The organism is Actinoallomurus acanthiterrae (genome assembly GCF_054775715.1).
Map to the genome: position 1 here is coordinate 1,750,618 of NZ_BAAHCO010000001.1, position 16,134 is coordinate 1,766,751.

The following is a 16,134-nucleotide window of genomic DNA, read 5'->3' on the forward strand; positions in this document are numbered from 1 at the left end:
ACAAGACTGCGACGTGGCGCGGACGGTACCCCGACACGGGTTCGGCACAGTCGGCGCCATGACACAAGTTCAGCCGGCCAGGGCCGCTCGGTCGACCAGCGGGCGCGAGCCGCGCGTCCCCCCGTTGGACGGGTTGCGCGGTGTCGCGATCCTCGGGGTGCTGCTGTTCCACACCGGTCACCTGTCCGGCGGGTTCCTGGGCGTGGACCTGTTCTTCGCCCTTTCCGGTTACCTCATCACCGATCTGCTGCTGCGGGAGATCGAGGCGACCGGTGGCGTGGCGCTGGTCGCCTTCTGGGGTAGGCGGATCCGTCGGCTGCTGCCCGCGCTGGCGACCATGCTCGCCACCGTCACCGTGCTGGTCTGGGCGGTGGGGCCGCCGGAGTTGGTGCGGACGACGCTCGCGGACGGCCCGTGGGTCCAGCTGAATCTGGTCAACTGGCGTCTGCTCGCCGAGTCGGTCGGCTACTGGGACCGGTTCGGGTCGGCGCGGGTGTTCGAGCACCTGTGGAGCATCGCGGTCGAGGAGCAGTTCTACCTGGTGTGGCCGGCGTTCCTGCTGATCATCGCTCGGAGCGGGCGGCGGGTGGACCGCCGGGTCGCGGTGACCGCGGGCCTGGCATCGGCCGTCTCACTGGTCTTGATGATCATGTTCGTCGACCCGGCGGACCCCAGCCGGGTCTACACCGGCACCGACACCCGGGCGTTCTCGCTGTTGCTGGGCGCGCTGGTCGCCACTCGCCCGGTGCGTGCCGTGCCGGCCCGTACGGCCGGCCGATGGGCCGGTGCCGTATCGGCGTTCCTGGCGATCGGGATGGGCACGGCGTGGTCGCTGGTCGACGGGGTGAACTCGCCCTGGCTGTACACCGGAGGGCTGTTCGCGCACTCGCTGGCCGCCGCGGTGCTGGTCGGGCTGTGTGCGCAGGCGCCGCGAACGTTGGTCGCCAGGTTCCTTGCCTGGCGGCCACTGCGGTGGCTGGGGCTGATCTCCTACCCCCTGTACCTGTGGCACTGGCCCGTCTTCGTGCTGCTGTCCGCACAACGCGGCTGGACCCGGGCAGTCGCGGCGTGCGCCGTGTCGATCGGCCTGGCCGCTCTGTCGAAATACCTGGTCGAGGACCCGATTCGATTCCGTGCCAGGTGGGCCAGGGGGCGGAGCGGGGCGCTCGCGTTCGCGGCGGTCATGGTCGGACTGGCCGTGTTGTGGCTCGCGCTGCCCGCCCCGACTCCGACCACCATCGACATCACGAAGCTGGGCTGATCACTTGATCAGCGGGCAGGTCCGCTGCTTGTCCGACTCCGAGGTGGCCGTCGTGAAGATGACCTGCACCTTCATGGTCCTGGATCCGCCGCTCTGCACGTTGACGCCCAGTGCGGTGCAGACGATCTGGTCGATGCCCAGCGGCGTCACCTCGTAGATGGCCAGCGGCACCCTCAGCCGGATCACGCCGGGCGTGGTGGTCACCACGACCTGTGTCGTCGAGATCGATGCGATGTCCGTGTGCAGGTTCGAGCCGCCGGGCCCGGCCAGCAGCCACGACATCGCCTCGGAGATCGTGCCGAGGTGACCGCTCGGGCGTTGCTGGGGCCGGAGTCGCTTGTGCGCGTCGACGAAGTACAGCGTCATCCCGGGGGCCACGCCCGTCGGTGCCTGACCCGCGTCGGTCACCCCGGATGGCCGGACGCCGCAGCCCGCGAGCAGCAGGACCACCGCCGCCCACCAGATCCGCTTCACCGGTCCTCCAGATCTCGCGGCAGGCGCAGCACGAACCGCGCACCGCCACCGCCGGCGTTGCCCGCGGTGAGATCGCCGCCGTGCAGGCGGGCGTTCTCCAGCGCGATCGCCAGCCCGAGCCCACTGCCCGGGGTGCGGGTACGAGCCGCGTCGGCCTTGTAGAAGCGGTCGAACACGTGCGGCAACACGTGCTCGGACAGGCCCGGTCCGCGGTCGGTGACCTCGATCCGCACCTGCTCGCGGGCCGCCGATACGTGGACGCGCACCGGCGGTTCGCCGTGCCGCAGCGCGTTGCCGACCAGGTTGGCCACGATGACGTCCAACCGGCGCCGGTCCAGCCGCATGAGGATCTCCTCCGGTGCCACCAGTTCGGCCCGGTCCAGCCAGCCCCGGGCACGAAGGCAGTCCCGTACGGCTCCGGCCACGTCGACCTCTTCCACCCGCAGTCGGGCGGTGCCGGCGTCGAAACGGGACACCTCCATGAGGTCCTCCACCAGCCGGACCAGCCGGTGGGTCTCGGTGATCGCCAACTGCGCGGACTCGCGGGCGTCCGCCGCCATCCCGTCGGCCGCGGTGGCCAGGACCTCCACCACGGCCGTCAGCGTGCTCAGCGGGGTGCGCAGCTCGTGGGAGACGTCGGCGGCGAACCTCCTGGCGTCGGCCTGCATCCGCCGCATGGCCGCCATCGAGGTCTGCAGCGACTCGGCCATCTCGTTGATGGTGACGGTCAGTTCGGCCAGCTCGTCGGCGCCCTGGGGTGGCGACCGGGCGTCGAGGTCGCCGGCGGCCAACCGGCGCGCGGTGTCACGGAGCTCGCGTACCGGCCGCAGCACGCTGCCCGCGGCCAGCAGGGCCAGCAGTATCGCCAGCGGCAGCGCGAGCGCGGCGGTGCCGGCTGCGGACCTGGCCAGGCCGTCGATCTGCCGCTCGACACCGGTGAGGTCGCGCACGGAGTACACCTCGATGCCGGACGGGACGCGTCCACCGTCCGGCGCGGTGATCGTGATGGGGGTTCCGACCAGCAGCCAAGGCCTGCCGTCGGCGGTGATCCGCTGCGTGACGAGCCGGTTCTGGGTGCGCACGGCGGTGCGCAGCGCGTCGGTGACCAGATCGGTGCGGGCGCCGTCCACGGACCGCAGGTTCTGGTAGGTCACCAGCGTGTTCGCGCCGACGGCCGCACGCAACCGGTCGAGCGCGCCCTGGTCCGGCGGATAGGTCAGCTGGGGGGTGATCGCGCCGATCTGGTCGACGATGGTCTCGGTGAGCCGCTGCTGCGTCGAGGTGACCAGCGCGGTGCTCGCCGATCCGGCGCTCGACCAGGCCGCCGCGGCGGCACCGAGCACGGTCACCAGCACGAAGGCGACCAGCAACCGGGCGCGCAGCCCACGCGGCCACAGCCGCCTGGTCATACCGGGCCGAACCGGTAGCCGAACCCGCGTACGGTCTGCACGTACACCGGAGTCGCCGGATCGGCCTCGATCTTCGCCCGCAGCCGCTGCACGCAGTTGTCGACCAGCCGGGAGTCACCGAGGTAGTCGTGCTCCCACACCTCCTCCAGCAGCTGCTGCCGGCCGAACACCCGGCCGGGAGCCCGGGACAGGGTGAGTAGCAGCCGCAGCTCGGTCGGCGTCAGCATCACCGGTTCGCCGTGCAACGACACTGTCAGCGCCGTGGTGTCGATGCGCATGTCACGGTGCACTCGTACGCCGTCGGGGGCGCCCGTGCTGCGGCGCAGCACCGCGCGGATCCGCGCGTCGAGCACGGTGGGCTGTGCCGGCTTGACGACGTAGTCGTCGGCGCCCGCCTCCAGGCCGCCGACGACATCGAAGTCCTCGCCACGCGCGGTGAGGATGATCACGGGCACCTCACTGGCCGCCCGGATGCGGCGGCACACCTCGAATCCGTCGATGCCCGGCAGCATCAGGTCCAGCACCACCAGGTCCGGCGCGGACGAGCGGAACTCACGCAGCCCGTCCTCACCGGTGTCCGCCGTGTGGACGTCGTGGCCGTGTCTGCGAAGCGCGAGCTGGAGCCCGCGTCGGACCAGGGGATCGTCCTCGATGAACAGAATCGCCGCCACCCGTCGAGTATGGACAACGCCGGGCCGGCTGGACGGTGGCGGTGGGCTCCTGCGACAGAACCGCGACATGGCGGCGGGCTCCGTGCGACCTGGCGGCGGTGGGCTCCTGCGACGTGGCGGCAGCGGGCTCCTGCGACACGACCGCGACATGGCGGTGGAGGCACTGGGACATGGCGACGGCACGGTCGAGGCCATGACCAAGACACGAAGTCTCGTTCTCGGCCTGACCGGGCTGCTCCTGCTGACCGCCGCCTGTTCCGGCGGGTCCACCGTGACCGACGCGTCCCCGGCTCGGAGCTCCTCCGGAACGGGGCCGTCCAAGGTGCTCTTCCTCGGCGACTCCATCGCGGCGGGCGAGGCGCTGCCCCTGGCCGCCGCGTTCAAGGCGAGCCATGTCGGGTTCCAGTCGATCGCCGCCGACGGCGGCGGGAACGTCGTCGGGCCGTTCTCCGACAAGAACTGGACGAAGCTGCCCGAGCAGATCACCTCCGCCCATCCCACCATGGTCGTCTACCAGCTCACGACCTACGACTGGGGCAGTCCGCAGGCGCAGCAGGCCGCCTACGACAAGCTGCTGACCACGGTGACCGGCGCCGGCGCGAAACTGATCTTCGTCACCGCGCCACCGATCAAGCCCGACGACTTCTACAAACCACACATGGCCGACCTGCGCCGCGCCCCTCGCACCGCCCGAACGGTCGCGGCGGGTTCCTCGGGCCGGGCCGAGGTGCTCGACGCCGGCGCGGTCTGGGGCAGCACCTACCAGCGGGTCAAGAACGGCAAGGCCGACCGCAGCACCGACGGCATCCACACCTGCCCGCAGGGCGCCGCTCGCTTCACCAACTGGCTGCTCACCGAGCTGGCGAAGCGGTTCCCCGGCTTCACCCCCGCGTCGCCGCGGGACTGGGCCAACACCGGCTGGTCGGCGAACGACCATTTCAAGGGTTGCTGACCAGCCGATCCGAACGTCAGCGCGTGGGCGGGAGGAACGTCGGCGGGTTCATGGTGTTCGGCGCCCCGCCGAGCCACTCGGGCACCGGCATGGGACCGCCGCCGTACGACGGTGGCGGTGGCGGTGGGCCGCCCACCGGGATCACCGCCGGCTGCGTGGGGCCGGGCGGGACGCTGACCGCGAGCGGCAGGCCGCGCCGGGCGATCGCGGCCCGCCGGGCGGCGCGCTCGGCGAGCCGGCGTTCCTCGCGGTGGCGGCGTTCGGCGAGCACGGCCGACAGGACGATCTCCGGCCGGTATCCCGACGGCGGTGGCGGGCTGATGTAGGTGAGGACCTCGTCGGTGAGCCGCCGGCCCATCTCGTCGCGGACGCGCGGGGCGAGCTCCCAGAACCGCGTGAGGTACTGCCGTGCCGCCATGGCGATGCCGTCCGGCAGCCGGGACAGCTCCAGGGAGTTCGCCCAGGGGGCGAGCTGCGGCGGCATGATCGCGACCGGGCCCAGCATGACGTTCACCGGCACCCGGTCCTGGATGACGATCGTGCCCGCGAAGATGTCGCCGAGCCGTTTCCCGCGCGGGCTCACGAGAGACGCGATGAGCGCCGGAGAGCCGAACAGCGTCCAGAACTCCAGGAACCCGGCCAGCGCCCGTACGAGGGCCTGACGGAAGCGTTCCGGGCCGCCGTCGTCGGCGACGACCCGCAGCCCGAGGGCGAGCTTGCCGAGCGTACGGCCGCGGGTGAGCGTCTCCGTGATCGTCGGATAGCCGACCAGCACGCCGACGAGCATCAGGAGCGCCAGGCCGATCGTCACCGCCGAGTCCGACACGCGTGCCGACAGCCCAACGAAGATCATGCAGAAGTAGAGCACCATGAGCTGCAGCAGCACGTCGATGAACAGGGCGAGCGCGCGGCTGGCCAGCCGCGCGACCCGGATGTCGAGCGCGACGGCCTCACCGGTGACGAGTTCGGGCACGCTGCCCCTTCCAGCCGGGCTGTTCGGTCAAGCCGGGAGAAGTCCCGTGAACGGTAGTCTGCCGGGTTGTGGACGTCGACGCCTTCGTAGCCGCGCACAACGCCGAATGGCGGCGCCTCGAGCAGCTCGTCAACCGTGGCACGCGCAAGCTGAGCGGCGCGGAGATCGACGAGCTGGTCGAGCTCTATCAACGGGCGGCCACCCACCTGTCGGTGGTGCGCTCCAGTTCGCCGGAGCCCGCGCTGGTCGGCCGGCTGTCGAGTCTGGTGGCGCGCGGCCGGGCGGCGGTGACGGGCGCGCAGGCGCCGATGTGGCGGGACGCCGCCCGCTTCCTCACCGTGTCGTTCCCGGTGACGGCCTACCGGATGCGCTGGTGGTGGCTGGGATCGGCGGTGCTGTCCAACATCGTGTCGCTGGTGCTCGCCATCTGGGTCGCCCGTAACCCGCAGGTGCAGACGTCGCTGCTGTCCCCGGAACAGATCAAGCAGCTGGTCGACCACGACTTCGCCAACTACTACACCGACCACGCCGCCGGGGCGTTCGCGTTCCAGGTGTGGGTCAACAACGCGTGGGTCTCCGCGCAGGCACTGATCTTCGGGATCCTTCTCGGCATCCCGACCGTCCTCGTACTGTGGGGCAACCAGCTCAACCTCGGCGTCTCCGCGGGGCTGATGTTCGCCCACGGCAAGGGGGCGATCTTCTTCGGCCTGATCCTGCCGCACGGGCTGCTGGAGCTGACGGCGGTGTATCTCGCGTCGGCCGCGGGCCTGCGGCTCGGTTGGACGATCATCGACCCGGGTCCCCGCCGGAGAGGACAGGCCCTCGCCGAGGAGGGCCGGGCGGCGATGAGCATCGCGATCGGCCTGATCGGCGTGCTCGCCGTCTCCGGCGCGATCGAGGGCTTCGTCACCGGCCACGTGCACGTCACCTGGCTGCGCATCGCCATCGGCGTCGTCGCCGAGACGGCCTTCCTGGCGTACGTCATCGTCTTCGGCCGCCGCGCCGCCAAGGAGGGCGAGATCGGCGACGCGGAACTCGTCCCCGACGTCGCCCCGATCGCCGCCTGACCCGAGCGGTTCAGCTCAGCGCGTCCAGATCGATGGCGACGGAGAACGGCTGATCCGTCTTGAGGACGCCGGTGTGGGCGCCGGACGAGGCATAGCTTCTCGTCGTCGCGTTCAGAATGTGGGTGTAAGTGATCAGTCCAGAATTCTGCTGCTCGATGCGCCAATAATGCGGAATTCCGGCTGTAGCATATTCGACCGGTTTGTCCAATCGATCGGTACTGACGCTCCCCTTGCTCATGATTTCGACGGCGAGGAGCACCTGCTGAGGCCGGACCGGGAGCACGTCCGGATCGCCTTCGAAGACCAGGACATCGGGGCGTCGGTTGTGGAGCGGCGCGTCGGCGAGCCGGAGATCGACGTCCGTGGTCACCTGCCAGGAAGCCGGAGCGGCGGCCTCGAGTGCATTGGCGAGCAAACGCGCGATTCGATTATGCCGTGGGGTCGCGGAGGGCGACACGATGATGCTCCCGTCAACGATCTCGATGCGCCGGCAGATTTCTTCCGGCATTCGATCGTATTCCTCCGCAGTGACACCTTCCTCAGGAAGGCGCAACATCCATTCCGGCAAAGCAGCCATAATGGCCCTCCTCTTTAACAGGTGCCGCTCGCCCTGCTTCACATAGCATCTTATGAGCACGACCCACGTCAGGACGATGCTTCATGGACGCGGCGGCACCAGGCCGTGGCGTGACCGATCGGGGGTCGCTGGGATGCCGCCTGGTGGACCGCGTCAGATGACCGGCCTATCGTCGTGGCGAAGCCGAAGCTCACGCCGAGTCGCAGATGTCACTTTCGGAATCTGAGGTCCGCTCGTACACCGGTGGGTTCTCCATGCCCATGAGGGGTGGGACCGGGCGCATCACTCTGGATCGGCCCTTCGCCCGCCTCGAGTTGCGTCCTCGCCGGGCGAGCCTGCACCCGCGAGGTCCGTTCAGGCTGGTGCTCGAGTCACGGTCGTTACCGTTCACAACGGTCCAGGAGGCCTTCCCGACCGCCCCGGTCATCCTCAGCGGACCTGGTGTCGGTCTGCGCTGCGTCGACGGCGACTACTACTTCTGGACGCGGCACGCGCGGGAGGTCCTGGACGTTCTGGAGTCGGCCGGGATCCCCGTCGACCCGAGCCCCCGCCGCCTACGGCCGGGCTCATTGACCGGTGTCAGAGGCGGCCGGCGGCCTTGAGGGAGAGGTAGGCGTCGGCGAGGGCCGGAGCGATCTCGTCCGGGGGAGCGTCGACGACCTCGACGCCGTACTTGCGGAGTTCGGTGGTGACGCGGCGGCGTTCGGCGCGGGCGCGTTCGGCCGCGGCGGCGTCGTAGACGGCCGCCGCGTCGCCCCGGGCCGTCGCCATCTCGGTCACGCGCGGATCGCTGACCGCCGCGACGAGGACGAGGTGCTTGGCGGTCAGCTGGGGCAGCAGCGGCAGCAGGCCCTCCTCGATCGCGGTGGCGTTGAGGTCGGTCAGCAGCACCACGAGGCACCGCTGCCGGACGCGGGAGAGCAGCGCCGAGACCATGCCCGCCGCGTCGGCCTCGATCAGCTCCGGCTCCAGCGGCGCCATGGCGCGCACCATCGCGGTCAGCACCTCGGTGCGGGCGGCGCCCTCGACCCGTGCGCGGACCCTCCGGTCGTACGCGAGCAGGTCGACGCGGTCCCCGGCCCGGGAGGCCAGCGCGCCGAGCAGCAGCGCGGCGTCCATGGAGCAGTCGAGGCGGGGGATGTCGCCCACGCGCCCGGCGGCGGTACGGCCGGTGTCGAGCACGAGGTAGATCCGCCGGTCCCGTTCGGGCCGCCAGGTCCGGACGACGACGTCGCTGCGGCGCGCGGTCGCCCGCCAGTCGATCGAGCGGACGTCGTCGCCGTCGACGTACTCCCGCAGGGAGTCGAACTCGGTGCCCTGGCCGCGGATCAGCGCGACGTGCTGGCCGGTGAGCTCCCGCAGCCGCGCCAGTTTGGCGGGCAGGTGGCGGCGGGAGGGGAACGCGGGCAGGACCCGGACCGTCCACGGCGCACGCCGGTTCAGCTGGCGGGCGGCCAGCCCCAGAGGGCCGTACGACCGGACCGTGACGGCGACGGCCGAGCGGTCGCCCCGGCGCGTGGGGACGAGGCGGGTCTCGACGCGGCGGCGCTCGCCCGCGGGGATCGTCACGTTGACCGTACGGGGCGACGCGCCGGCGCTGGGCGGCCAGGCGTCGCGCAGCCGGCCCCGGAGCCGCCGGGGGCCGGGGTTCTCGACGATCAGGGCGACGGTGGTCTCCTCGCCGAGGCGTACGTTGGTGGCGCCTGCGCGGTGCAGGCGCAGGCGTCGTACGTTGCCCGCCAGCACCAGATCGCCGACGACGAGCGCGACCAGCGCGCCGTCGACGGCGAGCAGCGTCCACCAGCTCGGAACGAGCACGAGGACGACCGCGCCGAGGACGGCCAGCAGCCCCGTGCGCCCGGTCAGCGCCATGCCCGGCTCCTGCTCATCGAGGGGCGGGGACGGTGGTGAGGATGCCCTCGAGCACGCCGTCCGTCGTCGCGCCCTCCAGCTCCGCCTCGGGCCGCAACTGCACGCGGTGCCGGAGGGTGGACCGGGCGAGGGCCTTCACGTCGTCGGGCCGTACGTAGTCGCGGCCGGACAGCCACGCCCACGCACGGGACGTCGCCAGCAGCGCCGTGGCGCCACGCGGCGACACGCCCAGCTGCAGGGACGGCGACTGCCGGGTGGCCCGGCACAGGTCGACGATGTACCCGCTGACCTTTGGGTCGACGTGGACCCGGCGCACGGCGTCGCGTCCGGCGGCCAGGTCGGCCGGGCCGGCGACCGGGGTGACGCCGGCGGCGCCGAGGTCGCGCGGGTCGAAGCCGGAGGCGTGGCGCTGCAGCACCGCGATCTCGTCGTCGCGGGAGGGCACCGGGACGTTGAGCTTCACCAGGAACCGGTCGAGCTGGGCTTCCGGCAGCGGGTACGTGCCTTCGTACTCGACGGGGTTCTGCGTGGCGCAGACGACGAAGGGGTCGGGCAGCGGGCGGGCCTGGCCCTCGACCGACACCTGCCGCTCCTCCATCGACTCGAGCAGGGACGCCTGGGTCTTGGGCGGCGTCCGGTTGATCTCGTCGGCGAGCAGGAGGTTCGTGAAGACCGGGCCCTCCCGGAACTCGAACTCCGACGTGCGGTTGTCGTAGACCAGCGAACCCGTGACGTCACCCGGCATCAGGTCGGGGGTGAACTGCACGCGCTTGAAATCCAGCTTCAGCGCCTGGGCGAGGGTCCGGATCAGCAGGGTCTTGGCGACGCCCGGGACGCCCTCGAGCAGGACGTGGCCCCGGCACAGCAGGGCGATGACCAGGCCGGTCACGACGGAGTCCTGGCCGACGACCGCCTTGGCGACCTCTCCGCGCAGGGCGGTCAGCGCCTCACGGGCGTCCTCGCCCCCGATGTCGTGTGGAGTTTCCGTCAAGAGTTGCGAACCAGCCTTTCCAGGTCGTCGAGGACGCCGGCGAGCCATACGAGCCCGGCGTCGTCCACTGGGGGAGGACCGTACAGGGCGGCGCCGACCTCCGCCTGCTCTCGCCCGGTGTGCGCCGCGACCGACGCGACGATCTCGGCGGCCATGGCGGGGTCGGACGCCGCGCTGCGCGGCATGCCGAGCAGACCCGTGAGGCGTTCGAGGGCACCGGTGCGCAGCGCCTCCGCGGCCCGGTCGGCGGCCCGTCGCGAGCGGTACAGCCGGGCGCGGCCCTCGACGGCCTCGGCGGAGCGCACGACGACCGGGAGCGGCTCGACCACGATCGGGCCGAGGCGCCGGGCGCGCCACAGCGCCACGAGGACGACGGCGATGACGATCTGCAGCACGGCCAGCTTGACCCCGAAGGGGACCAGCTCAGTGAACGACTTCTGCCCGCCGCTGCCCGGCGCGGGCAGGTCCGGGATCAGCCAGACGGCGTTCGACCGGGACTCGATCAGGTTCATGGCGAGCGCGGCGTTGCCGTTCTCGGCCAGGTGCTCGTTCGTGAGCGGACGGGCCGCGCCGAGCACGGTGACCGTCGCGCCGTTCACGGGCAGCTGCACGAGGCCCGCCCCCTGGTCGCTGGGGTAGCACTTCGTGGCCTGATCGGGCGCGGTGTACGTCGTCGCCCCGAGGAAGTCGGCGCTGCCCGCGTAGGCCGCGGCCGGCAGGGTGCAGCCGGGCTCCGGCGTGCCCCAGGCCGTGCTCTTCGCCTCGACGCCCGGGGCCAGGGCCTTGAGCGTGTCGCTGGTGGGGGTGACGAGGAGCCGGTCGCCGGGCGCGTCGCGCAGGGTGGTGAGGTCGGCGGCCACCAGGCGGTCGGAGCGGACCACGACGAGGACGGCGTCCGGCTGGGCCTTCAGACGCTCGGCGGCGGCGGACGCGCTGCGGACGACCGTGACGGGCGTGCCGTGGCGCCTGGTGATCTCCGCGAGGGCCTGGGAACCCTGCTGCCCGGGCGACTCCGGGTCGAGGAGCTCCGAGCCGGTGCGCGGGCGCATGAGGGCGATGAGCACGCCCAGGAGGACCAAGGCGAGCACCGCGACGAGGAGGCCCCGGGACCGCCGCCAGCGGTGCCGGGCCACCTGCCCGGCGCTCGTCGGCTCGGCGGCCGGTGGAGCCTGCAGCGCCGTCATGAGACGCCTCCGAGCGGAACCGGCCGCGCGCCGCGCAGCCGGGCGTCGAGCTCGACGAGCCGCCCGTAGCCGTCCGCGTCGCCCTGCCGCCCGCCGTACCAGACGTCGTCGAACAGCCGTACGCCCGCGGCGAGGGCGTCGGCGTGATCGGGCAGCGCCTCGCCGGCCTCGGCCGCCAGCTCGTCGGCGGTACGGCCGGGCCGGGGCGGGACGATCGCGCGTTCTTCGAGGTCGCGGGCGATCGCGCGGAGACGCTCGCGGATCGCCTCCGGCCACTCGCCGGCGGCGGCGTGGCGCTCGGCGGTGGCCCGATGGTCCTCGGCTGTGGCGGCGCCGGGACCGAGCAGGGGCTTCGGCCCGGCGGCGTTGCGGCGCACGCTGCCGATCCGCCACCAGACGGCGGCGACCACCACGACGAGCAGGCCGATCAGGACGACGAAGCCGAGCCAGCCGCCGCCTCCGCCGCCCCCGACGCCGGTCAGGCTGTGGTAGAGCTCGTTGAGCCAGTCGCTGATCTTGTTGAAGATGCGCTCGACGAACGAGGGATCGTCCTGGTGGTAGGCCGGCTTCTGGAGCTCGCGGCGGGCCAGCTCGCGCGCCGGGTCACGGGCGATCGGCGGACCGCCCCCGTACGAGAGCAGCGGGGTCATCGGCGCCATCCCGGAGGAGGCGGCGACACCGGCGGCCGGGGCGGCGCGGGCGGCTCGGAGGGGCCGGGCGGAATCTGATGTCCTGACGGCATGGCCGGTCCGGGCGGCACCTGCGGTCCGGGCGGCATGTGCGGCGCGGACGGCGGCTGCGGCGTCCCGTAGGCCTGGCCGGTCGGCGGCGCCCCGTGATGCGGGCCGGGCGGAGGCGGCGGCGTCCCGAAGCCGTGGCCGGTCGGAGGCGCGCCGAAGGGCGGGCCCGGCGGGCGCGGGGGCGCAACGAGGACCTGGCGCGGCATCTTCGGCTGGGGACCCGACCCGGCCGCGGTGAGCGGGCCGGGCAGCCAGGCGGCGAGCGGGTCGGCCGGCGGCTCCATCTGCAGTTCCAGGTCGAAGGCCTCCCGCCGCATGCGCCGGTCGGCGTACATGAGTGCGATCACTCCCGCGTTGAACGGGTTGACGAGCGTGCCGGCGATGACGCGGCCCACCGCGCCGACGGCGATGACGGCCACGAGCATCCAGCCGTGCGGCTCCTTGTCGAAGGCCAGCATGATCTCCTGGGCGACCGCGAACGGCACCGGGAGCACGAGGAACTCGACGAACAGCGTGATGACCAGCGCCAGGGTGAGCGAGCCCATCATCCGCCACCAGCGGCCGCGTACGAGCTCGGTCGACCGGCGGAGGGCGGCGCGGACGCCCCGGCGCTCGAGGACGGCGGCGGGGGTGGCCAGGGCGAACCAAACGTAGCCGGTCACCATCAGCACCAGTGCCAGCGGAACGCCGAAGATCGCCGTGAGGGCCTGGACGGCGTCGGGGGCGTGGGCGGCGATCGCCGCGACGAGCGGGGCGAGGGGCAGCGCCACGGCGAGCAGCACGATCGCCAGGACGGCCACCGCGGTGCCGGTGAGGCGGGCCCGGCTCGACCGCGTGGCCTGCCAGGCCTGGCCGAACGAGGTGGCGCGGCCCAGCAGCGTGCGCCCCATGACCGGCGCGAGGAGCCCGCTGAGCAGGAGCACGACGTACGCGGTGAGGAACAGCGAGACGAGGGAGGTGACCGACGCGAGGCCGAGGGTGCGGGTGACCTCCACAGGAGTCCGGACGTCGGCCTGGATCCGCCCGCCGAGCACGATGTACTGCACGGCCGTGACGATCACCTGGACGACCGCCGTGAGGATCGCCGACAGGCCGAGCGTGGCCCGTGGGTTGCGGCGGACGTAGGTGATCGCGCCGTCGAGGAGCTCCGAGACGCCGAGCGGGCGCAGCGGGATCTCCGTCTCGAGCGTGTCATCGGGGGCGACGGCGGGCTCCGGCGGCGCGGCCTCGGACCGGGTGCCTTCGGGCAGAGCGGAGCCGGGTGTCGCCCAGGCCCCTGAATCCGCCATGCCAGCTCCCCACCCGCCGATTACCCGGTCAATCCTGCCATGTGACGAGAGCCCGGGTGATCGATGGCCGACAGGACCACGGTTTTCGGCGCCTGCGAAGTGTTCGGCTCGAGGTCTTCGGATGGAGTGCCAGGACCTCCGATTAGGTCCCCAGTCCTATTTCGGTCGGCTGACCTTGGTTTCACGGATGTCCTGAGATAGAAAACATACGCAACCGTATGGTGATGCCCGCCCTGCGTCTCCGCATATTCGGCGAGTCCACCGGGGTGCGGCGTCGCCGTCGCGTCCGCCACGTGGGCCGCAGGCACCCCGTGGCACGGATCTGATCGGAGGAATCGGAATGCGGAAGACCGTCGTCACGATGGCGGTGGCCTCGGCGGCGCTCCTGCTCGGGGCGCCGGCGGCGTCGGCGAAGACCACGGGGAGCTGGGACCTGAGAGCCGCGAAGCACGTGCCTCCGGGAGTGCTCGCCAAGGGCACATTCAAGGTGGTCAACGGCAGTGTCGTGATCAAGGGCACGGTGCAGGACAACGACCGCGGCGACCATCGCTTCGCAATGGTCGTCATCAGGTACTACCGCAGTAAGACGAGCAAGAAGTTCACCTGGATTCATGTCGAGGACCGCAAGGCCGGCGACAACAAGGCGAAGAGTTTCAGCGCGCTCCCCGTGAAGGCCGCCATGGTGAAGGGGCAGGCATGCGTCGGACACATGGTCGGCTCCCATCCCGCGCCGGATAGGTGCAGCGACTACAAGGTGCTTTACAAGAAGTAGGCGCCGAGTCCGCGAAGCACGTGACGGGCCACGAGCGGCGTCGGCCACGTGACGTGCCGCCCGTCGGCCCGAACCGGCACCCGTCGGCAGGCGACCTTCGTGGCCGCGAGTGGTCACGGCGACCTGCCGGCGGGAGTCCGCGATTCGTCGACCGTACGCGTTCAATGGGGGCAAACTGGGGGCGTGGACGTGCTGCGGTGGTGCGAGCCGCCCGAGGGGCCGGCGATCGCTTTACTCGACCAGACGAGGCTGCCGCGTGAGGAGGTCGTCCTGGTTTGCCGGGATGTTCCCGCCGTCGTCGCGGCCATCAAGAGTCTCGCCGTCCGCGGCGCTCCGCTGCTCGGCATCGCCGGGGGGTACGGCGTCGCGCTGGCCGCCGCGCTCGGCCAGGACGTCGCGGAGGCCGCGGAGGTTCTCGCCGGCGCCCGGCCCACCGCGGTGAACCTCGCCCGGGGCGCCGAGCGGGTGCTCCAGGCGTACGCGGAGGGGCGTTCGGCGCTGTCGGAGGCGCACGACATCGCGGCCGAGGAGGCGGCGGCCTCCGCCCGGATGGCCGAATATGGCCTTCCGCTCGTGCCGGAGGGCGGCCGGATCCTGACGCACTGCAACACCGGGGCCCTCGCCGCGGGCGGCGACGGCACCGCCCTGGCGGTGGTGGTCGCGGCGCACCGCGCGGGCCGGCGAAGATGCTGTGGGTCGACGAGACCCGGCCCCTGCTGCAAGGGGCACGGCTCACGGCCTACGAGGCCCGACGCCACGGCCTGCCGTACACCGTGCTGCCGGACGGCGCGGCGGCCTCGCTCTTCGCCGCCGGCGAGGTCGACCTGGTCGTGGTGGGGGCCGACCGCATCGCGCGGGACGGGAGCGTGGCCAACAAGGTCGGGACGTACTCCCTCGCGGTGCTCGCGCACCACCACGGCGTGCCGTTCGTGGTCGTCGCGCCGACGAGTACCGTTGATCTTGAGGCACGGTCCGGTAGCGATATTCCGATCGAACAGCGCGATCCGGTAGAAGTCACTACGATCGCCGGTCAACCCGCAGCGCCGCTCGGGAGTCCTGTCTACAATCCGGCGTTCGATGTGACTCCGGGCGAGCTGGTGAATGCCATCGTCACCGAGCGTGGGGTCATCGCGCAGGTAAACGAAGGTAGCCTGGCAGCCTTGGGCGACCGCCTCCCCAAACGCGACGATGAGGGGTCATGAAGGGACGCGTGCTGGTCGTCGATGACGACCTGGCTCTGGCCGAGATGCTCGGCATCGTGCTCCGCGGCGAAGGCTTCGAGCCATCGTTCGTGCACGACGGTGACAAGGCGCTCGAGGCATTCCGGGAGACCCGGCCCGACCTCGTGCTGCTGGACCTGATGCTCCCCGGCATCGACGGGATCGACGTGTGCCGTCAGATCCGCGCCGAGTCCGGTGTGCCGATCGTGATGCTGACCGCCAAGAGCGACACGGTCGACGTCGTCCTCGGCCTCGAATCCGGCGCCGACGACTACATCGTCAAGCCGTTCAAGCCGAAGGAACTGGTGGCGCGGGTGCGTGCGCGGCTGCGCCGCACCGACGACCCGACGCCGGAGCTGCTCCAGATCGGTGACATCTCGATCGACGTGGCGGGCCACTCGGTGAAGCGGGGCGACCGGCACATCCCGCTGACGCCGCTGGAGTTCGACCTGCTGGTCGCGCTGGCCCGCAAGCCGCGCCAGGTGTTCACCCGCGAGGTGCTGCTCGAACAGGTGTGGGGCTACCGCCACGCCGCCGACACGCGGCTGGTCAACGTCCACGTCCAGCGGCTCCGCGCGAAGATCGAGAAGGACCCCGAGCATCCGGAGATCGTCGTGACCGTTCGCGGCGTCGGATACAAGGCGGGCCCGGCATAACCGCTCTTCGATCCCCCACGAGCAGT

At 71.9% G+C, this 16,134-nt stretch carries 15 protein-coding genes and 1 pseudogene; 6 read left to right on the plus strand and 10 right to left on the minus strand.

What is annotated here, in order from left to right; translation table 11 throughout:
- Nucleotides 1-58: 58 nt before the first annotated feature.
- A complete protein-coding gene (locus tag ACYVF7_RS08705) occupies nucleotides 59-1,261 on the plus strand; it encodes an acyltransferase family protein (RefSeq protein WP_460337478.1) in 1,203 nt (400 codons plus the stop codon).
- On the opposite strand, the gene ACYVF7_RS08710 is transcribed toward ACYVF7_RS08705, so the two are convergent.
- Genes ACYVF7_RS08710 through ACYVF7_RS08720 form a run of 3 tightly spaced genes read right to left on the minus strand, consistent with a single transcriptional unit; the run spans nucleotide 1,262 to nucleotide 3,815 of the window.
- Nucleotides 1,262-1,735 (minus strand): hypothetical protein, encoded by a 474-nt coding sequence (locus tag ACYVF7_RS08710; protein ID WP_460337481.1) that lies wholly within the window; start codon nucleotides 1,733-1,735, stop codon nucleotides 1,262-1,264. It lies immediately after the preceding gene.
- Nucleotides 1,732-3,144, minus strand: a complete 1,413-nt coding sequence (locus ACYVF7_RS08715) for an ATP-binding protein (RefSeq protein WP_460337484.1) — start codon at nucleotides 3,142-3,144, stop codon at nucleotides 1,732-1,734. Before ACYVF7_RS08715 ends, ACYVF7_RS08710 begins: the two co-directional genes overlap by 4 nt.
- Complete coding sequence (locus ACYVF7_RS08720; RefSeq protein ID WP_460337488.1) at nucleotides 3,141-3,815, minus strand: response regulator; 675 nt, start codon at nucleotides 3,813-3,815, stop codon at nucleotides 3,141-3,143. Before ACYVF7_RS08720 ends, ACYVF7_RS08715 begins: the two co-directional genes overlap by 4 nt.
- Here ACYVF7_RS08720 and ACYVF7_RS08725 point away from each other — a divergent pair.
- Nucleotides 3,796-4,767, plus strand: coding sequence for an SGNH/GDSL hydrolase family protein (locus ACYVF7_RS08725; protein WP_460337490.1), 972 nt, complete (start codon nucleotides 3,796-3,798; stop codon nucleotides 4,765-4,767). The two genes, ACYVF7_RS08720 and ACYVF7_RS08725, sit on opposite strands and share 20 nt — an antisense overlap.
- A 16-nt stretch (nucleotides 4,768-4,783) precedes the next feature.
- Here the strand turns inward: ACYVF7_RS08725 and ACYVF7_RS08730 are convergent, their stop codons facing one another.
- A complete protein-coding gene (locus tag ACYVF7_RS08730; protein ID WP_460337492.1) occupies nucleotides 4,784-5,740 on the minus strand; it encodes an RDD family protein in 957 nt (318 codons plus the stop codon).
- 68 nt (nucleotides 5,741-5,808) lie between these two features.
- On the opposite strand from ACYVF7_RS08730, the gene ACYVF7_RS08735 reads away from it, so the two are divergent.
- A complete protein-coding gene (locus ACYVF7_RS08735) occupies nucleotides 5,809-6,807 on the plus strand; it encodes a stage II sporulation protein M (RefSeq protein WP_460337494.1) in 999 nt (332 codons plus the stop codon).
- Nucleotides 6,808-6,817: 10 nt separating this feature from the next.
- On the opposite strand, the gene ACYVF7_RS08740 is transcribed toward ACYVF7_RS08735, so the two are convergent.
- The 6 genes from ACYVF7_RS08740 to ACYVF7_RS08765 form a co-directional block, all read right to left on the minus strand.
- Nucleotides 6,818-7,384, minus strand: coding sequence for a Uma2 family endonuclease (locus tag ACYVF7_RS08740; RefSeq protein ID WP_460337497.1), 567 nt, complete (start codon nucleotides 7,382-7,384; stop codon nucleotides 6,818-6,820).
- Nucleotides 7,385-7,963: 579 nt separating this feature from the next.
- Nucleotides 7,964-9,256, minus strand: a complete 1,293-nt coding sequence (locus ACYVF7_RS08745; protein WP_460337500.1) for a DUF58 domain-containing protein — start codon at nucleotides 9,254-9,256, stop codon at nucleotides 7,964-7,966.
- A 13-nt stretch (nucleotides 9,257-9,269) separates the two neighbouring features.
- Nucleotides 9,270-10,247: an AAA family ATPase gene (locus tag ACYVF7_RS08750; RefSeq protein WP_460337502.1), complete on the minus strand. Its 978-nt coding sequence runs from the start codon at nucleotides 10,245-10,247 to the stop codon at nucleotides 9,270-9,272.
- Nucleotides 10,244-11,431, minus strand: a complete 1,188-nt coding sequence (locus ACYVF7_RS08755) for a DUF4350 domain-containing protein (protein WP_460337504.1) — start codon at nucleotides 11,429-11,431, stop codon at nucleotides 10,244-10,246. Before ACYVF7_RS08755 ends, ACYVF7_RS08750 begins: the two co-directional genes overlap by 4 nt.
- Nucleotides 11,428-12,081 (minus strand): DUF4129 domain-containing protein, encoded by a 654-nt coding sequence (locus ACYVF7_RS08760; RefSeq protein ID WP_460337507.1) that lies wholly within the window; start codon nucleotides 12,079-12,081, stop codon nucleotides 11,428-11,430. Before ACYVF7_RS08760 ends, ACYVF7_RS08755 begins: the two co-directional genes overlap by 4 nt.
- Nucleotides 12,078-13,460 (minus strand): hypothetical protein, encoded by a 1,383-nt coding sequence (locus ACYVF7_RS08765; protein WP_460337510.1) that lies wholly within the window; start codon nucleotides 13,458-13,460, stop codon nucleotides 12,078-12,080. The genes ACYVF7_RS08760 and ACYVF7_RS08765 overlap by 4 nt, the downstream gene beginning before the upstream one ends.
- A 340-nt stretch (nucleotides 13,461-13,800) precedes the next feature.
- Here ACYVF7_RS08765 and ACYVF7_RS08770 point away from each other — a divergent pair, with 340 nt between their 5' ends.
- The 3 genes and pseudogenes from ACYVF7_RS08770 (at nucleotide 13,801) to mtrA (ending at nucleotide 16,108) form a co-directional block, all read left to right on the plus strand.
- A complete protein-coding gene (locus tag ACYVF7_RS08770) occupies nucleotides 13,801-14,232 on the plus strand; it encodes a hypothetical protein (RefSeq protein WP_460337513.1) in 432 nt (143 codons plus the stop codon).
- A 189-nt stretch (nucleotides 14,233-14,421) separates the two neighbouring features.
- Nucleotides 14,422-15,434: pseudogene (mtnA, locus tag ACYVF7_RS08775) on the plus strand (S-methyl-5-thioribose-1-phosphate isomerase).
- Complete coding sequence (gene mtrA / locus ACYVF7_RS08780; protein ID WP_345440511.1) at nucleotides 15,431-16,108, plus strand: MtrAB system response regulator MtrA; 678 nt, start codon at nucleotides 15,431-15,433, stop codon at nucleotides 16,106-16,108. The pseudogene mtnA and the gene mtrA overlap by 4 nt, the downstream one beginning before the upstream one ends.
- Nucleotides 16,109-16,134: the final 26 nt, after the last annotated feature.

What these genes read in the sequence shown, in the direction of transcription:
- ACYVF7_RS08705 (WP_460337478.1), top strand. Translation starts at nt 59, where the DNA reads ATGACACAAGTTCAGCCGGCCAGGGCCGCTCGGTCGACCAGCGGGCGC.
- ACYVF7_RS08715 (WP_460337484.1), bottom strand. Translation starts at nt 3,144, where the DNA reads ATGACCAGGCGGCTGTGGCCGCGTGGGCTGCGCGCCCGGTTGCTGGTC.
- ACYVF7_RS08725 (WP_460337490.1), top strand. Translation starts at nt 3,796, where the DNA reads ATGAACAGAATCGCCGCCACCCGTCGAGTATGGACAACGCCGGGCCGG.
- ACYVF7_RS08740 (WP_460337497.1), bottom strand. Translation starts at nt 7,384, where the DNA reads ATGGCTGCTTTGCCGGAATGGATGTTGCGCCTTCCTGAGGAAGGTGTC.
- ACYVF7_RS08745 (WP_460337500.1), bottom strand. Translation starts at nt 9,256, where the DNA reads ATGGCGCTGACCGGGCGCACGGGGCTGCTGGCCGTCCTCGGCGCGGTC.
- ACYVF7_RS08755 (WP_460337504.1), bottom strand. Translation starts at nt 11,431, where the DNA reads ATGACGGCGCTGCAGGCTCCACCGGCCGCCGAGCCGACGAGCGCCGGG.
- ACYVF7_RS08760 (WP_460337507.1), bottom strand. Translation starts at nt 12,081, where the DNA reads ATGACCCCGCTGCTCTCGTACGGGGGCGGTCCGCCGATCGCCCGTGAC.
- ACYVF7_RS08765 (WP_460337510.1), bottom strand. Translation starts at nt 13,460, where the DNA reads ATGGCGGATTCAGGGGCCTGGGCGACACCCGGCTCCGCTCTGCCCGAA.
- ACYVF7_RS08770 (WP_460337513.1), top strand. Translation starts at nt 13,801, where the DNA reads ATGCGGAAGACCGTCGTCACGATGGCGGTGGCCTCGGCGGCGCTCCTG.
- mtrA (WP_345440511.1), top strand. Translation starts at nt 15,431, where the DNA reads ATGAAGGGACGCGTGCTGGTCGTCGATGACGACCTGGCTCTGGCCGAG.